Raw genomic sequence first — 16,664 nt, 5'->3', positions numbered from 1 at the left:
ATCGTCCCCAGGCGCCTCCGCCGACCGGGACGGCGGGGTCGCGCCGCCGCGGGCTGGGGACGCGCGGGAGGGCGGTGCCGGGCCGCCGGATAGCGTCGTCACCTCCGCCCCGACCCCGAGGAGAGCGCGATGACCGTCCCCGTCGATCCTGCGCGCCGCCCGCTCCGGACCGCCTGGGCCCTCGTCGTCGCGTACCTCGTGGTCACCGTCGGCCTGGGCGGGCTCCTCGAGGGCCTCGCGGGCGAGCGCGACGCGACGAGCCGCCTGGTGCTCGGCCACGTCATCCCGGTGACTCTCGCGGTGGGCGGTCTCCTCCTGCACGTGTGGTGGGTGGGCGACCAGGCCGTCATCTGGCGGGAGCGCTCGACGCTCGCGATGTCACCGCGCCGGCCGTGGCTCCTCGCCTTCCCGGTGCTCCTCGTCCTTCTCCCGGTCCTCGGGGCGACGTCCGTGGCGTGGGGCGCGATCCCCGCGACGACGGTCCTGGTCGTCGTGGTGAGCACGGGCCTCGTGGGCGTCGGCGAGGAGCTGCTGATCCGTGGCGTGCTGCTCGTCGCCGTCCGGGCGCGCCACGGCGAGCTCGCGGCGCTGGGCATCACGAGCGGCGCGTTCGCCCTCGGTCACGTCCCCGGCAGCCTCGTCGGCGGCATGCCCGCCCCCGAGCTCGCGCTGCAGGTCGCCTACCTCGCCGTCGTGGGCGCCGCCTGCTGCTGGATGCGCCGGGTCACGGGCCGCCTGTGGCCCGTCATGGTCGTCCACGCGGCCGTCGACGCGACGGTCCTCCTCGGCGCGGCCTCCGGATCCGCGCCCTCGGCGCTCCCGATCCCCGAGCAGACGGCGGAGGTCCTGCTGGCGGTCGTGCAGTCGCTGCTGGTCGTCGCCGTGGCGGCCGGCTGCGTGAGCGCGCGACGCGAGGACCGGCGCACCGCAGCCGCGCGGGCCGCGGAGGCCGCGCCCGGCGGCTGAGCCACGGCGGCACCGGGTCACCCGAGCGAGGCGACCCACTCGCTCGAGCCGTCGTCGAACGCCTGCTGCTTCCAGATGGGGACCCGCTGCTTGACCTCGTCGACGAGCACGCCGCAGGCGGCGAACGCGTCGGCGCGGTGCGCGGAGGACACGGCGCAGGTGAGCGCGACGTCGCCGATGCCGAGCCGGCCGATCCGGTGCTCCACCGCGATGCGCACGTCCGGGTAGCGGGCGGAGACGTCGAGGGCGACCTGCCGGATCGCCTGGCGCGCGGCGGGATGCGCGGAGTAGTCGAGCCAGAGCACGCCCCGCCCGTCGTCGTGGTCGCGCACGACGCCCTCGAAGGTCACCACGGCGCCCGCGTCGTCGGCGCGCACGGCGTCGGCGCAGTCCTCGACGCGGATCGCCCCGCCCGCGATGCGCGCGAACAGCACCCGGTCGGCGGTCACGCGCGCTCCCCCCGGTCGGCGGCCGGATCCGTCGCGGGGTGGACGGATCCGCGGATCTGCTCGAGGACGTGGTCGAGGACGCCGTCGAGGACGGCCAGCCCGTCGCGCACGCCGCCGGGCGAGCCCGGCAGGTTCATGACGAACGAGCCGCCGGCGACGCCCGCGTGCCCGCGCGTGAGCACGGCGGTGGGCGTGTGGGCCACGCCGACGCGGCGGACCTCCTCCACGATGCCCGGGATCTCGAGGTCCAGCAGCGGGGCGGTCGCCTCGGGCGTGCGGTCGGTGGGCGTGACGCCCGTGCCGCCCGTGGTGAGGACCACGCGCGCGCCCTCCGCGACGGCCTCGGCGAGCGCCGCGCCCACGCCCGGCCCGTCGGCGCGGACGAGCGGGCCGCCGACCGCGAAGCCGCGCTCGGCCAGCCACGCCGCGATGACGGGCCCCGTGCCGGTCCTCGTACACGCCCGCGGCGGCACGAGTGGAGGCGACGATGACGACGGCCCGGCCGCGCGGATCCGCGCCGCTCATGCGCGCACCCAGTCGCCGGACTTGCCGCCCTGCTTCTCCAGGACCTGCACGTCGGTGATCACGGCCCGGGCGTCGACGGCCTTCACCATGTCGTAGAGGGTGAGCGCGGCGACCGAGGCCGCGGTCAGGGCCTCCATCTCGACGCCCGTGACGCCCGTGGTGCTCACCGACGCGACGACCGTGAGCCGGTCGTCCGCACCCGCGATGTCGATCTCGATGCGCCCGATCGGCAGCGGGTGGCAGAGCGGGATGAGGGACGAGGTCCGCTTCGCCGCCATGATCCCGGCGATGCGCGCCGTCCCGACGGCCTCGCCCTTGGGCAGGTCGCCGGAGATCACGGCCCGGACGACCTCGGGCCGCGTGACGAGCACGGCCTGCGCGACGGCGCGGCGCTTCGTGGTCGCCTTGCCGGTCACGTCGACCATGTGCGCGGATCCGTCCGGCCGCAGGTGGGTGAGGTCGGGCGCGACGTCCGCGCCGGCTCCGGGGTCAGTCATCGATGCTCCAGACGGTGACGGCGTCGCCGGCCTCGAGCCGGTCGAGACCTGCGGGGATGTGGACGAGGTGGGTGGCGGTCGCGTACGCGTGCAGCAGGTGGGATCCGGGGCCGCCGACCGGGACCACCCGGCCGTCGGCGTCGATCCGGCCGCGCCGCACCTGGTGCTTGCCGGCGGGCGAGTCGAGGGCCTCGGCGAGCGGCAGCTCCTGCGACGCGCGGTCGGGGCGCGGGTGCCCGGCGAGGGCGCGCAGCACGGGGCGGAGGAAGAGCTCGAACGAGACGAGCGCGCTCACGGGGTTGCCGGGGAAGGCCACCACCGGGACGCGGGCGCCGCCGAGGTCCGCCGTCCCGAGGCCCTGCGGCCCGCCCGGCTGCACGGCGACGGATCGGAACTCCACGCCGCCGCCCTCGAGGACGTCGCGCACCACCTCGTAGGCGCCCGCGCTCACGCCGCCCGTGGTGACGAGGAGGTCGACGCCGTCGGCGGCCGCGCGGAGCGCGTCGCGCACGCGGTCGGGCTCGTCGGACGCGACCCGCAGCGCGCGGACCTCCGCGCCGGCGGCCTGCAGCGCCGCCGCCAGCGCGACGGAGTTGGCGTCGTGCACCTGGCCGGGCGCGAGCTCCTCGCCGGGACCGCGCAGCTCGAGGCCGGTGGAGAGGAGCAGGACGACGGGTCGGCGGCGGACCACGACGCGGGCGACGCCCGCCGATGCGAGGACGCCCCAGTGCGCGGGGAGGAGGCGCGTCCCCCGGGCGACCAGCGGGCGGCCCGCGGCGAGGTCGCTGCCGCGCTCGCGGACGTACGCGCCCGCGTCGACGGGAGCGGTGAAGGAGACCGTCGCGTCGACCGCGGCCTCGTCGACGAAGCGGTCCGGCGTCGCGGCCTCGACGGGCACGACCGCGTCGGCGCCGGGCGGCACGGGGGCGCCCGTCATGCAGGGCGCGGCCGTGCCGGGGGCGAGCGGCGGGGCGGCGCGGCCGGCGGGGATCCGCGCGGCGATGCGGAGGGCGACCGGCCGCGCGGGCGAAGCGGCCCGGATGTCCGCCGCGCGCACGGCGTAGCCGTCCATCTGGGAGTTCCGGAACGGCGGGAGGTCGAGGGGGTTGGTGACGTCGTGGGCGAGCACGCGGTCGGCGTAGCGGTGCGGATCGGCCGTGAGCGCGCCCGCGTCGACGGGCAGCTCCTCGCCGGGCAGGTCCGCGAGCGGGGCGAGGAGGGCGCGCACGGCCGCGCGGTGCTCCTCGACGCGACGTCGCGCGGGGCCGGCGGGGCGGTCGGTGCTCATGCCCCCATCATCCCCGAGACGCGGTGGCCATCCGCCGATCCCGCGCCCCCGACCGTCAGGCGGCCGCCCTAGGGTCGGACCATGACCATCGCCGCCCGCGGGCAGACCCTCGTCGACCTCCACACCGCACCCGAGCTCCTCCGGGTGGTGAACGTGTGGGACGCGATCTCGGCCGCCGCGGTCGCCGCGCTCCCCGAGACCCGGGCCCTCGCCACCGCGAGCCACTCCATCGCCGCGACCTTCGGCTACGAGGACGGCGAGCGGATCCCGCTCGACCTGCACCTCGACATGATCGGCCGCATCGTCGCCGCCGTGGAGCAGCCCGTCTCCGCCGACCTCGAGTCGGGCTACGGCGACGCCGGCGAGACCGTGCGCCGCGCCATCGGCGTCGGCGTCGTCGGCGCGAACCTGGAGGACGGCATGCGGCCGCTCGCCGACTCCGTGCGCGCCGTCGAGGCGGCTATCGCCGCGGCTGAGGCGGAGGGCGTGCCCTTCGCCCTCAACGCCCGCACCGACGCGTACGTGCGGGCCGGGGACCGCGACCGGTCCGACGTCCTCGCCGACGCCGTCGAGCGCTCGCGCGCCTACCTCGCCGCGGGCGCCACGAGCGTCTTCGTGCCCGGCCCGCTCACGGAGGACGAGGTGCGCACCCTGGTCGACGCCGTCGGACCGCAGCGCCTCACCGTCATCGGGATCCCCGGCTCCCTCTCCCCCGCCCGCTTCGAGGAGCTCGGCGTCGCGCGCATCTCCTACGGCCCGTGGACGCAGCGCGTCGCGCTGACGGCGCTCCAGGACGCGGCGAAGGACCTCTACGCGGGCGGCACGCTGCCCGAGGGGACGCGTCCGCTCAACTGAAGCCCCCGTCGCACCTCGGCGGGACGGAGCGGGCCCGACCGGGCACGCCGCCGCCCGCCCGCCCGAACCCCGGAACCGCCCTCGAAGGAGCACCCGTGACCGACACCCCCGCCCCGGCACCCGCCGACGCGACCACCACCCGTCCCCGCGCCGAGATCGGCGTCATCGGCGGATCCGGCCTGTACGCCCTGCTCGACCCCGCCACCAGCGAGTCGCACCGCGTCGCGACGCCGTTCGGACCGACGTCCAGCGAGGTGACCGTCGGCGAGCTCGCCGGCCGCCGGGTGGCGTTCCTCACGCGGCACGGCGCCGACCACTCGGTCGCGCCGCACCTCATCGACTACCGGGCGAACGTCTGGGCGCTGGCGTCGCTCGGCGTGACGGCCATCGTCTCGTCGTCCGCCGTGGGCGGCGTCTTCGCCGGACTACCCGCCGGGATCGCTCGTGCTCACCGACCAGCTCCTGGACCGCACCTGGGGCCGCCCGGACACCTTCTTCGACGCCGGCGTCGTGCAGCACCTGTCCGCCGCCGACCCGTTCGACCCGGCCCTGCACGGCCCCGCGGCCGCGGCGCTGGTCGAGCTCGAGGGCGGGGACCGCGCCGATCCCGCGGGGCCGCTGCGCACCTCGGGCACCGTCGTCGTCATCCAGGGGCCGCGGTTCTCCACGCGCGCCGAGTCGCTGTGGTTCCGCCAGGCGGGTGCCCACATCGTGAACATGACGCAGTACCCGGAGGTCGTCCTGGCCTCCGAGCTCAACGTCGGCACCGTCAACCTGTCGTTCGTCACCGACGCCGACGCGGGCCTCGCGCCGCTGCCCGGTGAGCAGGGCGACGCGGTCACCGCCGAGCTGGTGTTCGCGCGCCTCCGGGAGGCGCAGCCGCGCATCGTGCGGGCGATCGAGGCGGTCGTCCGCGCGATCCCGGCCGGCTACCGCGGCCGCCCCCTCATCGACGCGGACGCGGTCGCCTCGGTGCTCGCGCGTCCCGTCACGGGTGCGACGGGCGACGCGGCGGCGGCTGCGACGGAGGCGCGCTCGTGAGCGACGGGATCCTCCTCGTCACGGGCGGCGCGGGCTTCATCGGCGGCACGATCGTCACCGCGGCCCTCGAGGAGGGTCGCCGGGTGCGCGTCCTCGACTCGCTCCGCGCCGACGTGCACGGCGGCGAGCCGGACCTGGATCCGCGCGTCGAGCTGGTGCGCGGCGACGTCACCGACCCGGACGCGGTCGCGCGCGCCCTCGACGGCGTCGACGTCGTGTGCCACCAGGCCGCCAAGGTCGGGCTCGGCGTCGACTTCCTCGACGCGCCCGACTACGTGTCCACCAACGACGGCGGCACCGCCGTGCTCCTGGCCGCGATGACCCGCGCGGGCATCGACCGGCTCGTGCTCGCGAGCTCCATGGTCGTCTACGGCGAGGGCGCCTACGCGGGCGCGGCCGGGCCGGTGCGGCCGCCGGCCCGCCGCGTCGCCGACCTCGACGCCGGGCTCTTCGACCCGCTGGATCCCGCGACGGGCGAGCCGCTCGTCCCCGCGCTCATCGGCGAGGACGTGCCCCTCGACCCGCGGAACGTCTACGCCACCACGAAGCTCGCGCAGGAGAACCTCGCGAGCTCGTGGACCCGCGCCACGGGCGGCCGTGCCGCCGCGCTCCGCTACCACAACGTCTACGGGCCGGGCATGCCGCAGAACACGCCCTACGCGGGCGTCGCCTCCCTGTTCCGCTCGGCCCTCGCCCGCGGCGAGGCGCCGCGCGTCTTCGAGGACGGCCGTCAGCGTCGCGACTTCGTGCACGTCCGCGACGTCGCCGGCGCGAACCTCTCGGCGCTCGCCTGGACAGGGGATCACGAGGCCGGCTCCTTCCGCGCCTTCAACGTCGGCAGCGGCACGGTGCACACCATCGGCGAGATGGCCGAGGCGCTCGCGCGGGAGGCCGGCGGATCGGCGCCCGTCACCACCGGCGAGTACCGGCTCGGCGACGTGCGGCACATCACGGCGTCGTCGGAGCGGCTGCGCACGGAGCTCGGCTGGGAGCCCCGGATGACGTTCGAGGAGGGCATGCGGGAGTTCGCCACGGCGCCGCTCCGCAGCGCGGTGGTCTGACGCCCCGCGGGACCGGGACCACGTCCGGGACCTCGTCCGGATCCGATGCGGCCGGTGGTCCCGCGGTGCCGCGTCGGCCGGCATCCCGGCACCTCCGGGGGACGAGGCGCCCGGGGCCCGCGGGCGACACTGGGTGCATGAACCCCGCGTCCTCCCGTCGTGCCGTCGTCCGCTCCGGGACCGTCCTCACGGCCGCGGCCCTGTCCCTCGCCCTCGCGGGCTGCTCGGACATCGCCGACGACATCGCCGACATCTACGCCATCACCTACGAGGTCAGCACCACGGAGGCCGCGGACGGCGGGCTGACGGACGTGGCGTACGCGGAGGCGTCGCGGCGGGGCCGGCCGTCCGTCGTCCAGGACGTCGGCCGCGCGTCGCTGGCGGCGGGCCGCGACGCCGGGGAGGGGCTGTGGTCGGCGGAGGCCTACGTCACCGCGGAGGACTGGGCGTTCGTGCAGGCCACGCCCGTGGACGGCGAGGCGCTGACCTGCCGGATCCTCATCGACGGGAAGCGGGAGATCGCGACCGCCACCGCGTCCCCCGGCCAGCCGGTGACGTGCCAGGTGCCGACGCCGCCCTTCGGCTGAGCGCACGGGCACGATCCCCCACCCGCGGACGCGGCCAGGGCCGGACGACGACGCCCGGCCCCGGCTCCCGCGGTGCCGCGGTGCCGCGATGCCGCGGATCAGTACTTCGCGGACTGCCCGCCGTCGATCGGCAGGACGGCGGCGTTCACGTAGGCCGCGTCGTCGGAGAGCAGGAACGCGACCACGGACGCGATCTCCTCGGCCTCGCCGTAGCGCTTCGTCGGGTTGCCCTGGATGAACTGCTCGGCCGCGCCCCGCGGGTCCTCGGCGCTGAGCTGCTTCATCGACGCCTCGACCATGGGGGTCCAGATGGCGCCGGGGGCGATCGCGTTCACGCGGATGCCGAACTCGCCGTACTCGACGGCCGAGTTGCGGGTGAGCCCGACGACGCCGTGCTTCGCGGCCGCGTAGCCGGACTGGTTGCCGACGCCGCGGATCCCGCCGACGCTGGCGGTGTTGACGACCATGCCGGAGCCCTGCGCGCGCATGACGGCGAGCACCTTCTCCAGCCCTAGGAACACGCCGCGCAGGTTGATGGCGACGACCTTGTCGAACTCGGCGGCGGTGAAGTCCTCGGTGAGGTTCTGGCGGCCCTCGATGCCCGCGTTGTTGAAGAAGCCGTCGATGCGGCCGAAGCGCTCGACGGTCCCCTGCACGTAGGCGTCGACGTCGGACTCGTCCGACACGTCGGCGATGACGGTGAGGACCTCGGCGTCGGGCGACGACGAGCGGACCGCCTCGACGGTGGCCTGAAGGCCCTTCTCGGAGATGTCGACGAGGGCGAGCCGGGCGCCCTCGGCGGCGAGGCGGACGGCGGCGGCACGGCCGAGGCCGGAGCCTCCGCCGGTGATGAGGACGACCTTGTCGGTGAAGCGGGTGGTGGTCATGGGGTCTCCTGACGACGTGGGGCGACGGCTCGCGCCTCGTGGTGGAGCCACCATCCATGCGATCGCATGGAAATACCTACCGTAGGTCGGGATTCTGGACGCGGGCTCCGTGCCCGGCCCGCAGTCCGGGCGCCCGCCGCTCCGACCGCCACCTCACGCCGACGAAGACGATCCCGGCGAGCACGATGTGCACGAGCACCAGCGCGATCGCGTCGGGCTCCACGAACGCGACGTCCCAGCCCGACGACGCCCAGCTCTGACCGCCCAGCAGGATGCGGGTCACCGTGAGCTGCGTCCAGTGGAACGCCATCGCGACGAGGAGCGCGCCCTCCATCGGGATCCGCCGCGCGGCGACGAGCGCGAGGCCGAACAGCGCGAGCTGGAGCACGTACGCGATCGCGTCGTTCCCGGCGGGCACCGGCGTGAAGGCGCCGGCGTCGGACCCCGCGATCGTGAGCACGATCCAGCGGCCCGACTCGATCACGACGCCGATCGCGGGGAAGAGGGCGGTGGTGAGGAGCGTGGCGGCGACGAGCCCGGTGCCGTCGCGGAGGTTCGTCCACACGTACCCGCGGAGGGCGAGCTCCTCGGGGATCGCCTCGTAGAGCGCGAGGACGAGCCCGTTGAGGAGGAGGAAGCCGGCGAACGCGGCGAGGTCGATGCCGTCGACGCGGATCCAGCCGAGGAGGCCGGCCGGGACCCAGACGGCTGCGCCCGTCACCGTTCCCACCCCGACGCCGAGCGCGATCGGGCGCCCGACCCGCCGCGAGAGGCCGAGGCCCGCGAGGCTCCGGCGGTCGAGCCGCCGCCGCAGGAGGACGACGGCGGGCACGACGAGCGCCGACATGAGCACGGCCTGCAGCGCGACCTTCGGGAGCAGGCCGGCCCCGGTCGCCTGCTCGGCCGCGTCCGCGATCCCGATGGCGAGGCCGAGCCCCGCGCCGAGCACGACCCAGGCGAGGAGCGCGACCGCGACGGCGCGGATCCACGGCTGCGGGCGGCGCACCTGCGCGTCGAGGCGCGGATCCGTCGCGACGGCGGCCGGGTCGTGGCGGTCGGCCGATGCGGTGCGGGTGGACCCGGAGGGGCGGGCGGATGCGGGCACGGGTCTCGTCTCGTCGGCGGATCGTGGGCGGCGTCCTCACCCATGCTGGCCGCGAGGCCGCCGGCGCTGCGACCGCGACGGCGGCCCGGCCCGCTTCTGGGGCGCGGGATCAGGCCGGGGACGCCCCCGCGGGCGCGTCGGCCGAGGCCTCCGGCTCCGGCTCCGGCTCCGGCTCCGGCTCCGGCTCCGTGAAGTCGAAGACGAGCACCCCCGTGCGGATCCGGCGCGAGCAGCGGCCCGACGAGCTCCTTGAAGGCCGCGTGCTGCGCGTCGATGCGGGCAGGATCCCGGATCAGCGGCCCCCCGAGGTACAGGTTGCGGTCGCCCTCCGAGGCGAAGGTCGGCACGAACCCCAGCTCGAAGCCGCGGCCGACGCCCTCGGGGCTCGACTGGCGGCCCGCGTGCAGGGAGCGGATGTACGGGCCCGAGCCGTCGGGGTGCGGCGAGTCGGCGAGCGCCCGGAACCGGCGCTCCACCTCGTCGCGGTCGGCGGGGGCCGCGTCGTCGCGGAGGCGGAACAGCACGATGTGGTGCACGAGGCCCGGCACGTGGTCGCGGGCGGTGAGCTGGGCGTCGGTGAGGGCGGGGGCGGCCGCGGGGCGGGCCTCGTGAGCGGTCGTCATGGTCGCGAGTCTGGCCTGTGCGACGCCCCGCCGCCCGCGCCCGGCTTGACTTCGAAAACCTTCACGCTGGTAAGGTTAGGCAACCCTTACGGATCGTCCCGGACGATCCGCCTGCCGTGCGAGGGCGGCACGGCCGCCTCGCCGACAGCACGGCGATGCGGCGCCGCCCCTCCCGTGACGCTCGCACCCGCCCGTCGGGTCGATCCGTCGCGCCCACGGCGCCGGGCACCCCCACCGAAAGGCACGCATGTCCCGCACCGCACGCCTGGCCGCGACCTCCGCCGCCGCGCTCCTCGCCCTCGGCCTCGCCGGCTGCTCCACCCCGCCCGCGTCCGACGCCGGCGCCGAGCCGTCCGCCGACTCCGGCTTCACGCCGATCACCATCGAGCACGCGCTCGGCACCACGACCATCGAGGCGCAGCCCGAGCGCGTCGCCACGGTGAACTGGGCCAACCACGAGGTGCCGCTGGCCCTCGGCGTGGTGCCCGTCGGCATGGCCGCCGCGAACTTCGGCGACGACGACGGCGACGGCGTGCTCCCCTGGGTCGAGGAGAAGCTGACCGAGCTCGGCGCCGAGACGCCCGTGCTGTTCGACGAGACCGACGGCATCGACTTCGAGGCCGTCGCGGACACGCAGCCCGACGTGATCCTCGCCGCCTACTCCGGCCTCACGCAGGAGGACTACGACACGCTCAGCGAGATCGCGCCCGTCGTCGCGTACCCGGAGACCGCCTGGGGCACCCCGTGGCGCGAGATGATCGAGGTGAACAGCCAGGCGATGGGCATGGCCGCGGAGGGCGAGCGCCTCGTCGCCGACCTGGAGGCCGAGATCGACGAGACCGTCTCCGGCTTCGAGGCCCTCACCGGCACCTCCGCGATGTTCCTCACCCACGTGGACGCCGCCGACCTCAGCGAGGTCAGCTTCTACACGACGCACGACACCCGCGCGATGTTCTTCGAGGACATCGGCCTCGAGACGCCGGCGAGCATCGCGGACGCGTCGTCCTCGACCGAGAAGTACTCGCTCACCACGAGCGCGGAGCAGGCGGACGCCTTCCGCGACGTCGACGTGATCGTCACCTACGGCGACGAGGAGCTCGTCGCCACGCTCGAGGGCGACCCGCTGCTGTCGCAGATCCCCGCGGTCGCGAACGACGCGATCGTGCTGCTGCCGGGCACCACCCCGCTGGGGACCGCCGCGAACCCGACCCCGCTGTCGATCTCGTACGTCCTCGACGACTACCTCACCCTCATCGCCGACGCCGCCGCCCGGGCGGCGTGACCTCCGGCACCACCGCGGCCGACCCGGCCGTCCGCGCCCCGGGCGTCGTCCTCCGACGACGCCCGGGGCGCCGCGCGCGCGCTCGCGCTGATCGGGACGGCCCTCGTGCTGGCCGCGCTGATGCTCGCGTCGGTGGTGATCGGATCCCGCGACATCGGCTGGTCCGACATCGTCGCCGCGCTCTCCGGCTCCGTGGAGGGCTTCGGGCCGGCCTCGGTCGCCACCCGCATCCCGCGCACCGTGCTGGCGGTGGCGGTGGGCGCCGCCCTGGGGCTCTCCGGCGCGGTCATGCAGGGCGTGACGCGGAACCCGCTGGCGGACCCCGGGATCCTCGGCGTCAACACGGGGGCGGCCCTCGCGGTCGTCACCGGCATCGCGTTCTTCGGCCTGAGCACCCCGACGGGCTTCATCTGGGTCGCGATCGGCGGCGCCGCCGTCACCGCGGTCTTCGTCTACACGGTCGGCTCCCTCGGACGGGACGGCGCGACGCCGCTGAAGCTCGCCCTCGCGGGCGCCGCCACCTCCGCCGCGCTCGCGTCGTTCGTGACCGCCGTCGTGCTGCCGCGCAACGACATCGCAGGCGGCGTGCGGTCCTGGCAGATCGGCGGGGTGGGCGGCGCGACGTTCGCGAGCATGCAGCAGGTCGTGCCCTTCCTCGTCGTCGGCGTCCTCGCCTGCCTCCTCTCCGCGCGGAGCCTCAACTCGCTCGCGCTGGGCGACGAGCTGGCCGCGGGTCTCGGGGAGCGCGTCGCGCTGGCGCGGGGCCTCGCCGCCGCGGGCGCCGTGGTGCTCTGCGGCGCGGCGACGGCGATCGCGGGCCCGATCGGGTTCGTCGGCCTCGTCGTCCCGCACGCCAGCCGCCTGCTGGTCGGCGTCGACCACCGCTGGCTGATCCCCTTCTCCGCGCTGCTCGGCGCCGCCCTCCTCACCGCCGCCGACGCGCTCGGGCGCATCGTCGCGCGGCCCGCGGAGCTCGACGTCGGCATCGTCACGGCGCTGATCGGCGCGCCGTTCTTCATCCACATCGTCCGCCGGCAGAGGGTGCGGGCGCTGTGACCGCCGCCGTCGAGGACCGCTCCCGCGTGATCCGCACGGCCGACGCCGTCGCGCTCGGCCGCCGCCGCAGGTCGCTCCGCCGCCGGGTCGTGGTGGCGGTGCTCGCCGTGCTGATCGCCGCCGTCGCGCTCCTCTCCCTGATGGTGGGGAACACCTTCCACCCGCTCGACGACGTGGTCCACGTCGCCCTCGGCCAGGACGTCCCGGGCGCGACCTTCACCGTCGGCCGGCTGCGGCTGCCCCGGACCGCCCTCGCCGTGCTCGTCGGCCTGTGCTTCGGGCTCTCCGGCGTCGCGTTCCAGACCATGCTGCGGAACCCGCTCGCGAGCCCCGACATCATCGGGATCAGCTCCGGCGCGAGCGCCGCGGCGGCGTTCGCCATCGTGACGCTGTCGCTCGGCCGGACGGCGACCTCGGTGCTCGCGATCGTCGCGGGCCTCGCGGTCGCGCTCCTCGTCTACGCGCTCGCGTACCGCGGCGGCGTCGCCGGCACGCGGCTCATCCTCATCGGGATCGGCGTGGCGGCGATGCTCGACAGCGCCACCACGTACGTGCTCTCCACCGCCGCCGACGGCGACCTGCAGGCGGCCATGCGCTGGCTCACCGGCAGCCTCAACGGCGTCGGCTGGGGCGACGCGCTCCCGGTGCTCCTCGCGCTCGCGGTGCTGGGGCCCGTGCTGCTCAGCCGGTCCCGGGCCCTCGACGCGACGCGCCTCGGCGACGACACGGCCGCCGCGCTCGGCGTCGGCGTCGACCGCACGCGGCTCGTCGTGATCGTCGCCGCCGTGGGGCTCATCGCCTTCGCGACCGCGGCGACCGGCCCCATCGCGTTCGTCGCGTTCCTGTCCGGCCCCATCGCCGCGCGCATCGTCGGGCCGGGCGGGTCCCTGCTCGTGCCCTCGGCCCTCGTCGGGGCGCTCCTCGTCGTCGTGGGCGACGTGCTCGGGCAGCACGCCCTCGGGATCCGCCTGCCCGTCGGGGTCGTCACGGGCATCCTCGGAGCGCCCTACCTCGTGTACCTCATCGTCCGCAGCAACCGCCGAGGAGCCGCCCTGTGACCACCACCCACTCGCTGTCCGTCGAGGGGCTCGCCCTCGGCTACGGCGACCGCACCGTGATCCGGTCCCTCGACCTCGTCGTGCCGCCCGGCCGCGTCACCGCCATCGTGGGCGCCAACGCCTGCGGGAAGTCGACCCTCCTGCGGTCGATGTCGCGGCTCCTCGCCCCGCGGGAGGGGCGCGTGGTCCTCGACGGGCGCGACGTGCACCGCATCCCCGCGAAGGAGCTCGCCCGCACGCTCGGCCTCCTCCCGCAGTCGCCCGTGGCTCCCGAGGGGATCACGGTGCTCCGACCTCGTCGGGCGCGGCCGCCACCCGCACCAGGGCCTCCTGTCCCGGTGGAGCCGGGAGGACGACCTGGCCGTCGCGGAGGCGCTGGAGGCGACCGACACGGCGGCGCTCGCCGACCGCGCGGTCGACGAGCTGTCGGGCGGGCAGCGGCAGCGCGTCTGGATCGCCATGGCCCTCGCCCAGCGCACCGACCTGCTGCTGCTCGACGAGCCGACCACGTTCCTCGACGTCAGCCACCAGGTCGAGGTCCTCGACCTGCTCACCGACCTCAACCGCGCGCGCGGCACGACGGTCGTGATGGTGCTGCACGACCTGAACCTCGCCGCCCGGTACGCCGACCAGCTCATCGCGCTCGCGGACGGCCGGCTGCACGCGGCCGGACCGCCCGCCGAGGTGCTCACCGAGGAGTGCGTGCGGGCCGTGTTCGGGCTGGAGAGCCGCGTGATCGTCGACCCCACCTCGGGTCGGCCGCTGATGCTCCCCTCGGCCGCCACCACGTCCGCGCTCCCGGAGGGCCCCGGGACGGGGGCGCCGTCGCCCTCCCGCTCGGGCACGCCGCGACGTAGCCTGGGCGGACGACGGACCGCGACGAGGAGGCCGCATGCACGACGAGCCCGCCTCCACCGCCGCGGCCCTCCGCCGTCGCCTGCGGGACGACCCGGCGGCCGGGCGCGCGCTCGAGGAGCTGCGGCGCGCGGCGTACGGGCGCGCCGGATCGGACGCGCCGCTCGTCGAGGTCCCGGCCGCCCTCCGCGCGCGAACCGGCTCCCCGCAGCGGGAGCTGCCGGCGCCCCTCGTGGCGCTGCTGGCCGAGGAGGCGCGCCTGGTGGACGAGGGCGCGGCCCTGCTGGCGGCCGAGCGGGTGCACGGGGAGGCGGCGGGCGGGGATCCGACGGCCGGGGATCCGACGGCCGGGGATCAGCCGGCGGACGATCCGATGACCGCTCCCCGGCGCCGCCGCGTGGCCCGCGGGCCGCTCGCGGCCCTGATCGCCGGGGCCGTCGTCCTCGCCGCCCTCGGCACCGCCTCGGCGACGGGTCTTCTCGACGGGGTCGCCGCGGGTGCCCCCGGCACCACTGCCGCCACCGCCGGGGATCCGGCCCCGGACGCCGCGACGACGCCCCGCGGCCAGGCGATGGGCACGCCCGACGGCCGCCGCGGCGCCGCGGTCCCCGACTTCTCCGCGGACCCGCCCGTGCCCGTGCCCGCCACCGACGAGGAGCTCGCCGCCGAGCGGACCCGCGCAGCCGACGCGCTGTGGGCGACGCTCGTCGCCCAGGAGCCGGACGCCGTGCGCCCCGACGTCGGCTTCGAGCGCACGATCGCGCCGGGCCTCTTCGCGGAGGTGCAGGTCGGATGCCTCCGGGAGGCGGGCATCGACGCGTCCGTCATCGGCTCGGACAGCTTCACGTACCCCGACGGGGACGCGGCCGCCCTGTACGCCTGCGCGGTGCGCTTCCCGATGGCGGAGGCCGCGGACGGGCCCCGGGACGACGCGGGGCTCGCGTACCTCCACGACTACTACGTCGCGTACCTGCTGCCGTGCTACGCCGCCGAGGGGAAGCCGTACGAGGGCGAGGTGCCCGCGCGCGACGAGTTCATCGCGGCGACCCGCGCGGGCGACCCGTGGACGCCGTTCCCGCGGCCATGGACACCGCCCTGGCCGCCACGTGCCCCGCGACCCCGGCGGCGTACCGGTGACCCGGTGACCGGATCCGCCGCTCCCGCCGCCGACGCCCTCCGCCGGCGCCTGCGGGACGACCCCGCGGCCGCGCGGGGCGTGGACACGCTCCGCCGCGCGGCGTACGGACGCGACGCGGCCGACGCCCCGGTCGTGCGGCTGCCCGTCGCCGTGCGGGTGACCCTGTCCATCGCGGCGGATGCGCTGCCCGCCCCGCTGGTCGCGCTCATGACGGAGGAGGCCCGGCTCGTGGAGGAGGGCCGCGCGCTCCTCGCGCGCGACGCGACGCGGGCCGACGACGAGGACGACGACGAGGACGAGGACGACGACGCCGACGAGGACGAGGACGGCAGCCCATCCGGATCCGACGGCGCGCCGGCCTCGACCGCGGATCCCGACCGCGAGGACCACCACGCGACGGGCCGCACCCCGTGGCACCGCCGCCTGCTCCGACCCGGCCCCCTCGCCGCAGCGCTCGCGGGGGCGCTCCTCGTGGCCGGCCTCGGCGCCGCCTCCGCGTCCGGACTCCTCGTGGACGACGACGGCCGGCGCGCTCCGGAGCCGACCTCCGCCCCCGCACCGCCGAGCACGCCGGATCCGCGGGTCGGCCTGCCCGTCCCGGAGTTCACCGCCGAGCCGCCCGCGCCGTTGCGCGAGGAGCTCACGGCGTCGGCGTCGGCGGCGGCCCTGCGCACCGAGGCGGACGCACTCTGGGAGCAGGTGCGCACCCAGCGGCCCGACGCGGTGCGGCCCGACCTGCCGGTGGAGCGCGTGCTCGAGGGCGAGGCCTGGGTCCGCCAGCAGGCCGCGTGCCTGACCGAGTCGGGGGTGCGGGTCCAGGTCATCGGCACGGGCGAGGACACCCGGCTCGGCGTCCACTCGGCGGACGCCGCCGTCGAGTACGCGTGCGCGGTGCGCTTCCCGACCGCTCCCCGGGGACCGCTGACGACGGCGGCCCTGCAGTGGGTCCACGCCTACTACGTCGGCTTCCTCCTCCCCTGCTACGCGTCCGAGGGCTCCCCGTACCAGGGCGAGGTGCCCGACCGCGCCGCGTTCGTCGCGCACGCGCGCGCCGGAGGCTGGTGGCAGCCGACGGTGCCGACGGACGACGGCGTGCTCGAGTCGCGCTGCCCGTCCGCTCCCCCGGGTCTGCGCTGATCGCCCGTCGCGCCTGCTGAGGACGCTTCTCAGCCCGGTTAGGGTGGTCGGGATGCGCGCGCCCCTCCGACCCCGGCCCCGCGCCACCGGTCCGCGATGACGGACCGCCTCGGCGGCACCGCGCCCGACGACGACGGCGCCTCGCCCTTCGACCGGCCCGTGCGGCCCCGGCGCGAGCGGGCCCGCGACCGGCGCCCCGCCCGGTCCGTCCCCGCCGCCGACTCGGGCACGGACACGGACACCCGCAGCGGCAG

General features: G+C 76.6%; 14 protein-coding genes and 4 pseudogenes. 11 read left to right on the top strand and 7 right to left on the bottom strand.

The genetic code is table 11. The features are described from left to right. Positions 1 to 129: 129 nt before the first annotated feature. Positions 130 to 966 (top strand): lysostaphin resistance A-like protein, encoded by an 837-nt coding sequence (locus ACZ411_RS03370; RefSeq protein ID WP_464168530.1) that lies wholly within the window; start codon positions 130 to 132, stop codon positions 964 to 966. A gap of 17 nt (positions 967 to 983) precedes the next feature. On the opposite strand, the gene ACZ411_RS03365 is transcribed toward ACZ411_RS03370, so the two are convergent. The 4 genes and pseudogenes from ACZ411_RS03365 to ACZ411_RS03350 all read right to left on the bottom strand — a co-directional run bounded on the left by ACZ411_RS03365 (position 984) and on the right by ACZ411_RS03350 (position 3,725). After that, entirely contained in the window at positions 984 to 1,415 is a 432-nt protein-coding gene (locus ACZ411_RS03365) for a molybdenum cofactor biosynthesis protein MoaE (protein ID WP_104290154.1), read from the bottom strand. Continuing rightward, positions 1,412 to 1,940 (bottom strand): annotated as a pseudogene (locus ACZ411_RS03360) (molybdenum cofactor synthesis domain-containing protein). The gene ACZ411_RS03365 and the pseudogene ACZ411_RS03360 overlap by 4 nt, the downstream one beginning before the upstream one ends. Then, positions 1,937 to 2,437 carry a cyclic pyranopterin monophosphate synthase MoaC gene (gene moaC / locus ACZ411_RS03355; protein WP_464168527.1) on the bottom strand — a complete coding sequence of 167 codons (501 nt, stop codon included), beginning with the start codon at positions 2,435 to 2,437 and terminating at the stop codon, positions 1,937 to 1,939. Before moaC ends, ACZ411_RS03360 begins: the two are co-directional and overlap by 4 nt. Next, the gene (locus ACZ411_RS03350) at positions 2,430 to 3,725 is read right to left on the bottom strand and encodes a molybdopterin molybdotransferase MoeA (RefSeq protein WP_104290157.1); all 1,296 of its coding nucleotides are present in this window, start codon (positions 3,723 to 3,725) and stop codon (positions 2,430 to 2,432) included. Before ACZ411_RS03350 ends, moaC begins: the two co-directional genes overlap by 8 nt. Positions 3,726 to 3,806: 81 nt before the next feature. Between ACZ411_RS03350 and ACZ411_RS03345 the strand changes: the two genes are divergently transcribed. The 5 genes and pseudogenes from ACZ411_RS03345 (at position 3,807) to ACZ411_RS03325 (ending at position 7,269) form a co-directional block, all read left to right on the top strand. Continuing rightward, positions 3,807 to 4,580, top strand: coding sequence for an isocitrate lyase/PEP mutase family protein (locus ACZ411_RS03345; RefSeq protein WP_104290158.1), 774 nt, complete (start codon positions 3,807 to 3,809; stop codon positions 4,578 to 4,580). Then, positions 4,484 to 4,957, top strand: a pseudogene (locus ACZ411_RS03340) (hypothetical protein); the annotation flags it as partial. The gene ACZ411_RS03345 and the pseudogene ACZ411_RS03340, both read left to right, overlap by 97 nt. Before the next feature lie 67 nt (positions 4,958 to 5,024). Beyond that, positions 5,025 to 5,621: a phosphorylase family protein gene (locus ACZ411_RS03335; protein WP_464168524.1), complete on the top strand. Its 597-nt coding sequence runs from the start codon at positions 5,025 to 5,027 to the stop codon at positions 5,619 to 5,621. Beyond that, positions 5,618 to 6,682 carry an NAD-dependent epimerase/dehydratase family protein gene (locus ACZ411_RS03330; RefSeq protein ID WP_464168522.1) on the top strand — a complete coding sequence of 355 codons (1,065 nt, stop codon included), beginning with the start codon at positions 5,618 to 5,620 and terminating at the stop codon, positions 6,680 to 6,682. The genes ACZ411_RS03335 and ACZ411_RS03330 overlap by 4 nt, the downstream gene beginning before the upstream one ends. A 137-nt stretch (positions 6,683 to 6,819) precedes the next feature. Continuing rightward, entirely contained in the window at positions 6,820 to 7,269 is a 450-nt protein-coding gene (locus tag ACZ411_RS03325) for a hypothetical protein (protein ID WP_104344910.1), read from the top strand. A gap of 98 nt (positions 7,270 to 7,367) precedes the next feature. Here the strand turns inward: ACZ411_RS03325 and ACZ411_RS03320 are convergent, their stop codons facing one another. The 3 genes and pseudogenes from ACZ411_RS03320 to ACZ411_RS03310 all read right to left on the bottom strand — a co-directional run. After that, complete coding sequence (locus ACZ411_RS03320; protein WP_464168518.1) at positions 7,368 to 8,156, bottom strand: glucose 1-dehydrogenase; 789 nt, start codon at positions 8,154 to 8,156, stop codon at positions 7,368 to 7,370. A gap of 76 nt (positions 8,157 to 8,232) precedes the next feature. Further along, positions 8,233 to 9,261, bottom strand: a complete 1,029-nt coding sequence (locus ACZ411_RS03315) for a CPBP family glutamic-type intramembrane protease (RefSeq protein ID WP_464168516.1) — start codon at positions 9,259 to 9,261, stop codon at positions 8,233 to 8,235. A 287-nt stretch (positions 9,262 to 9,548) separates the two neighbouring features. Beyond that, a pseudogene (locus ACZ411_RS03310) lies at positions 9,549 to 9,884 on the bottom strand (Dabb family protein); the annotation flags it as partial. Between the two features lie 247 nt (positions 9,885 to 10,131). Between ACZ411_RS03310 and ACZ411_RS03305 the strand changes: the two are divergent. The 5 genes and pseudogenes from ACZ411_RS03305 (at position 10,132) to ACZ411_RS03285 (ending at position 16,410) form a co-directional block, all read left to right on the top strand. After that, the gene (locus ACZ411_RS03305; protein WP_104291406.1) at positions 10,132 to 11,166 is read left to right on the top strand and encodes an iron-siderophore ABC transporter substrate-binding protein; all 1,035 of its coding nucleotides are present in this window, start codon (positions 10,132 to 10,134) and stop codon (positions 11,164 to 11,166) included. Positions 11,167 to 11,271: 105 nt separating this feature from the next. Then, positions 11,272 to 12,222 carry a FecCD family ABC transporter permease gene (locus tag ACZ411_RS03300; protein WP_464168513.1) on the top strand — a complete coding sequence of 317 codons (951 nt, stop codon included), beginning with the start codon at positions 11,272 to 11,274 and terminating at the stop codon, positions 12,220 to 12,222. Then, positions 12,219 to 13,280: a FecCD family ABC transporter permease gene (locus ACZ411_RS03295; RefSeq protein ID WP_464168511.1), complete on the top strand. Its 1,062-nt coding sequence runs from the start codon at positions 12,219 to 12,221 to the stop codon at positions 13,278 to 13,280. Before ACZ411_RS03300 ends, ACZ411_RS03295 begins: the two co-directional genes overlap by 4 nt. Then, a pseudogene (locus ACZ411_RS03290) lies at positions 13,277 to 14,137 on the top strand (ABC transporter ATP-binding protein). Before ACZ411_RS03295 ends, ACZ411_RS03290 begins: the two are co-directional and overlap by 4 nt. A gap of 35 nt (positions 14,138 to 14,172) precedes the next feature. Next, complete coding sequence (locus ACZ411_RS03285; RefSeq protein WP_464168509.1) at positions 14,173 to 16,410, top strand: hypothetical protein; 2,238 nt, start codon at positions 14,173 to 14,175, stop codon at positions 16,408 to 16,410. Positions 16,411 to 16,664: the final 254 nt, after the last annotated feature.

Source organism: Clavibacter sp. AC415, assembly GCF_979252985.1.
The sequence above is the reverse complement of the archived record's forward strand: the minus strand, read 5'-3'. Positions and strand labels throughout refer to the sequence as shown.

What these genes read in the sequence shown, in the direction of transcription:
- ACZ411_RS03370 (WP_464168530.1), top strand. Translation starts at nt 130, where the DNA reads ATGACCGTCCCCGTCGATCCTGCGCGCCGCCCGCTCCGGACCGCCTGG.
- moaC (WP_464168527.1), bottom strand. Translation starts at nt 2,437, where the DNA reads ATGACTGACCCCGGAGCCGGCGCGGACGTCGCGCCCGACCTCACCCAC.
- ACZ411_RS03350 (WP_104290157.1), bottom strand. Translation starts at nt 3,725, where the DNA reads ATGAGCACCGACCGCCCCGCCGGCCCCGCGCGACGTCGCGTCGAGGAG.
- ACZ411_RS03345 (WP_104290158.1), top strand. Translation starts at nt 3,807, where the DNA reads ATGACCATCGCCGCCCGCGGGCAGACCCTCGTCGACCTCCACACCGCA.
- ACZ411_RS03325 (WP_104344910.1), top strand. Translation starts at nt 6,820, where the DNA reads ATGAACCCCGCGTCCTCCCGTCGTGCCGTCGTCCGCTCCGGGACCGTC.
- ACZ411_RS03320 (WP_464168518.1), bottom strand. Translation starts at nt 8,156, where the DNA reads ATGACCACCACCCGCTTCACCGACAAGGTCGTCCTCATCACCGGCGGA.
- ACZ411_RS03305 (WP_104291406.1), top strand. Translation starts at nt 10,132, where the DNA reads ATGTCCCGCACCGCACGCCTGGCCGCGACCTCCGCCGCCGCGCTCCTC.
- ACZ411_RS03285 (WP_464168509.1), top strand. Translation starts at nt 14,173, where the DNA reads ATGCACGACGAGCCCGCCTCCACCGCCGCGGCCCTCCGCCGTCGCCTG.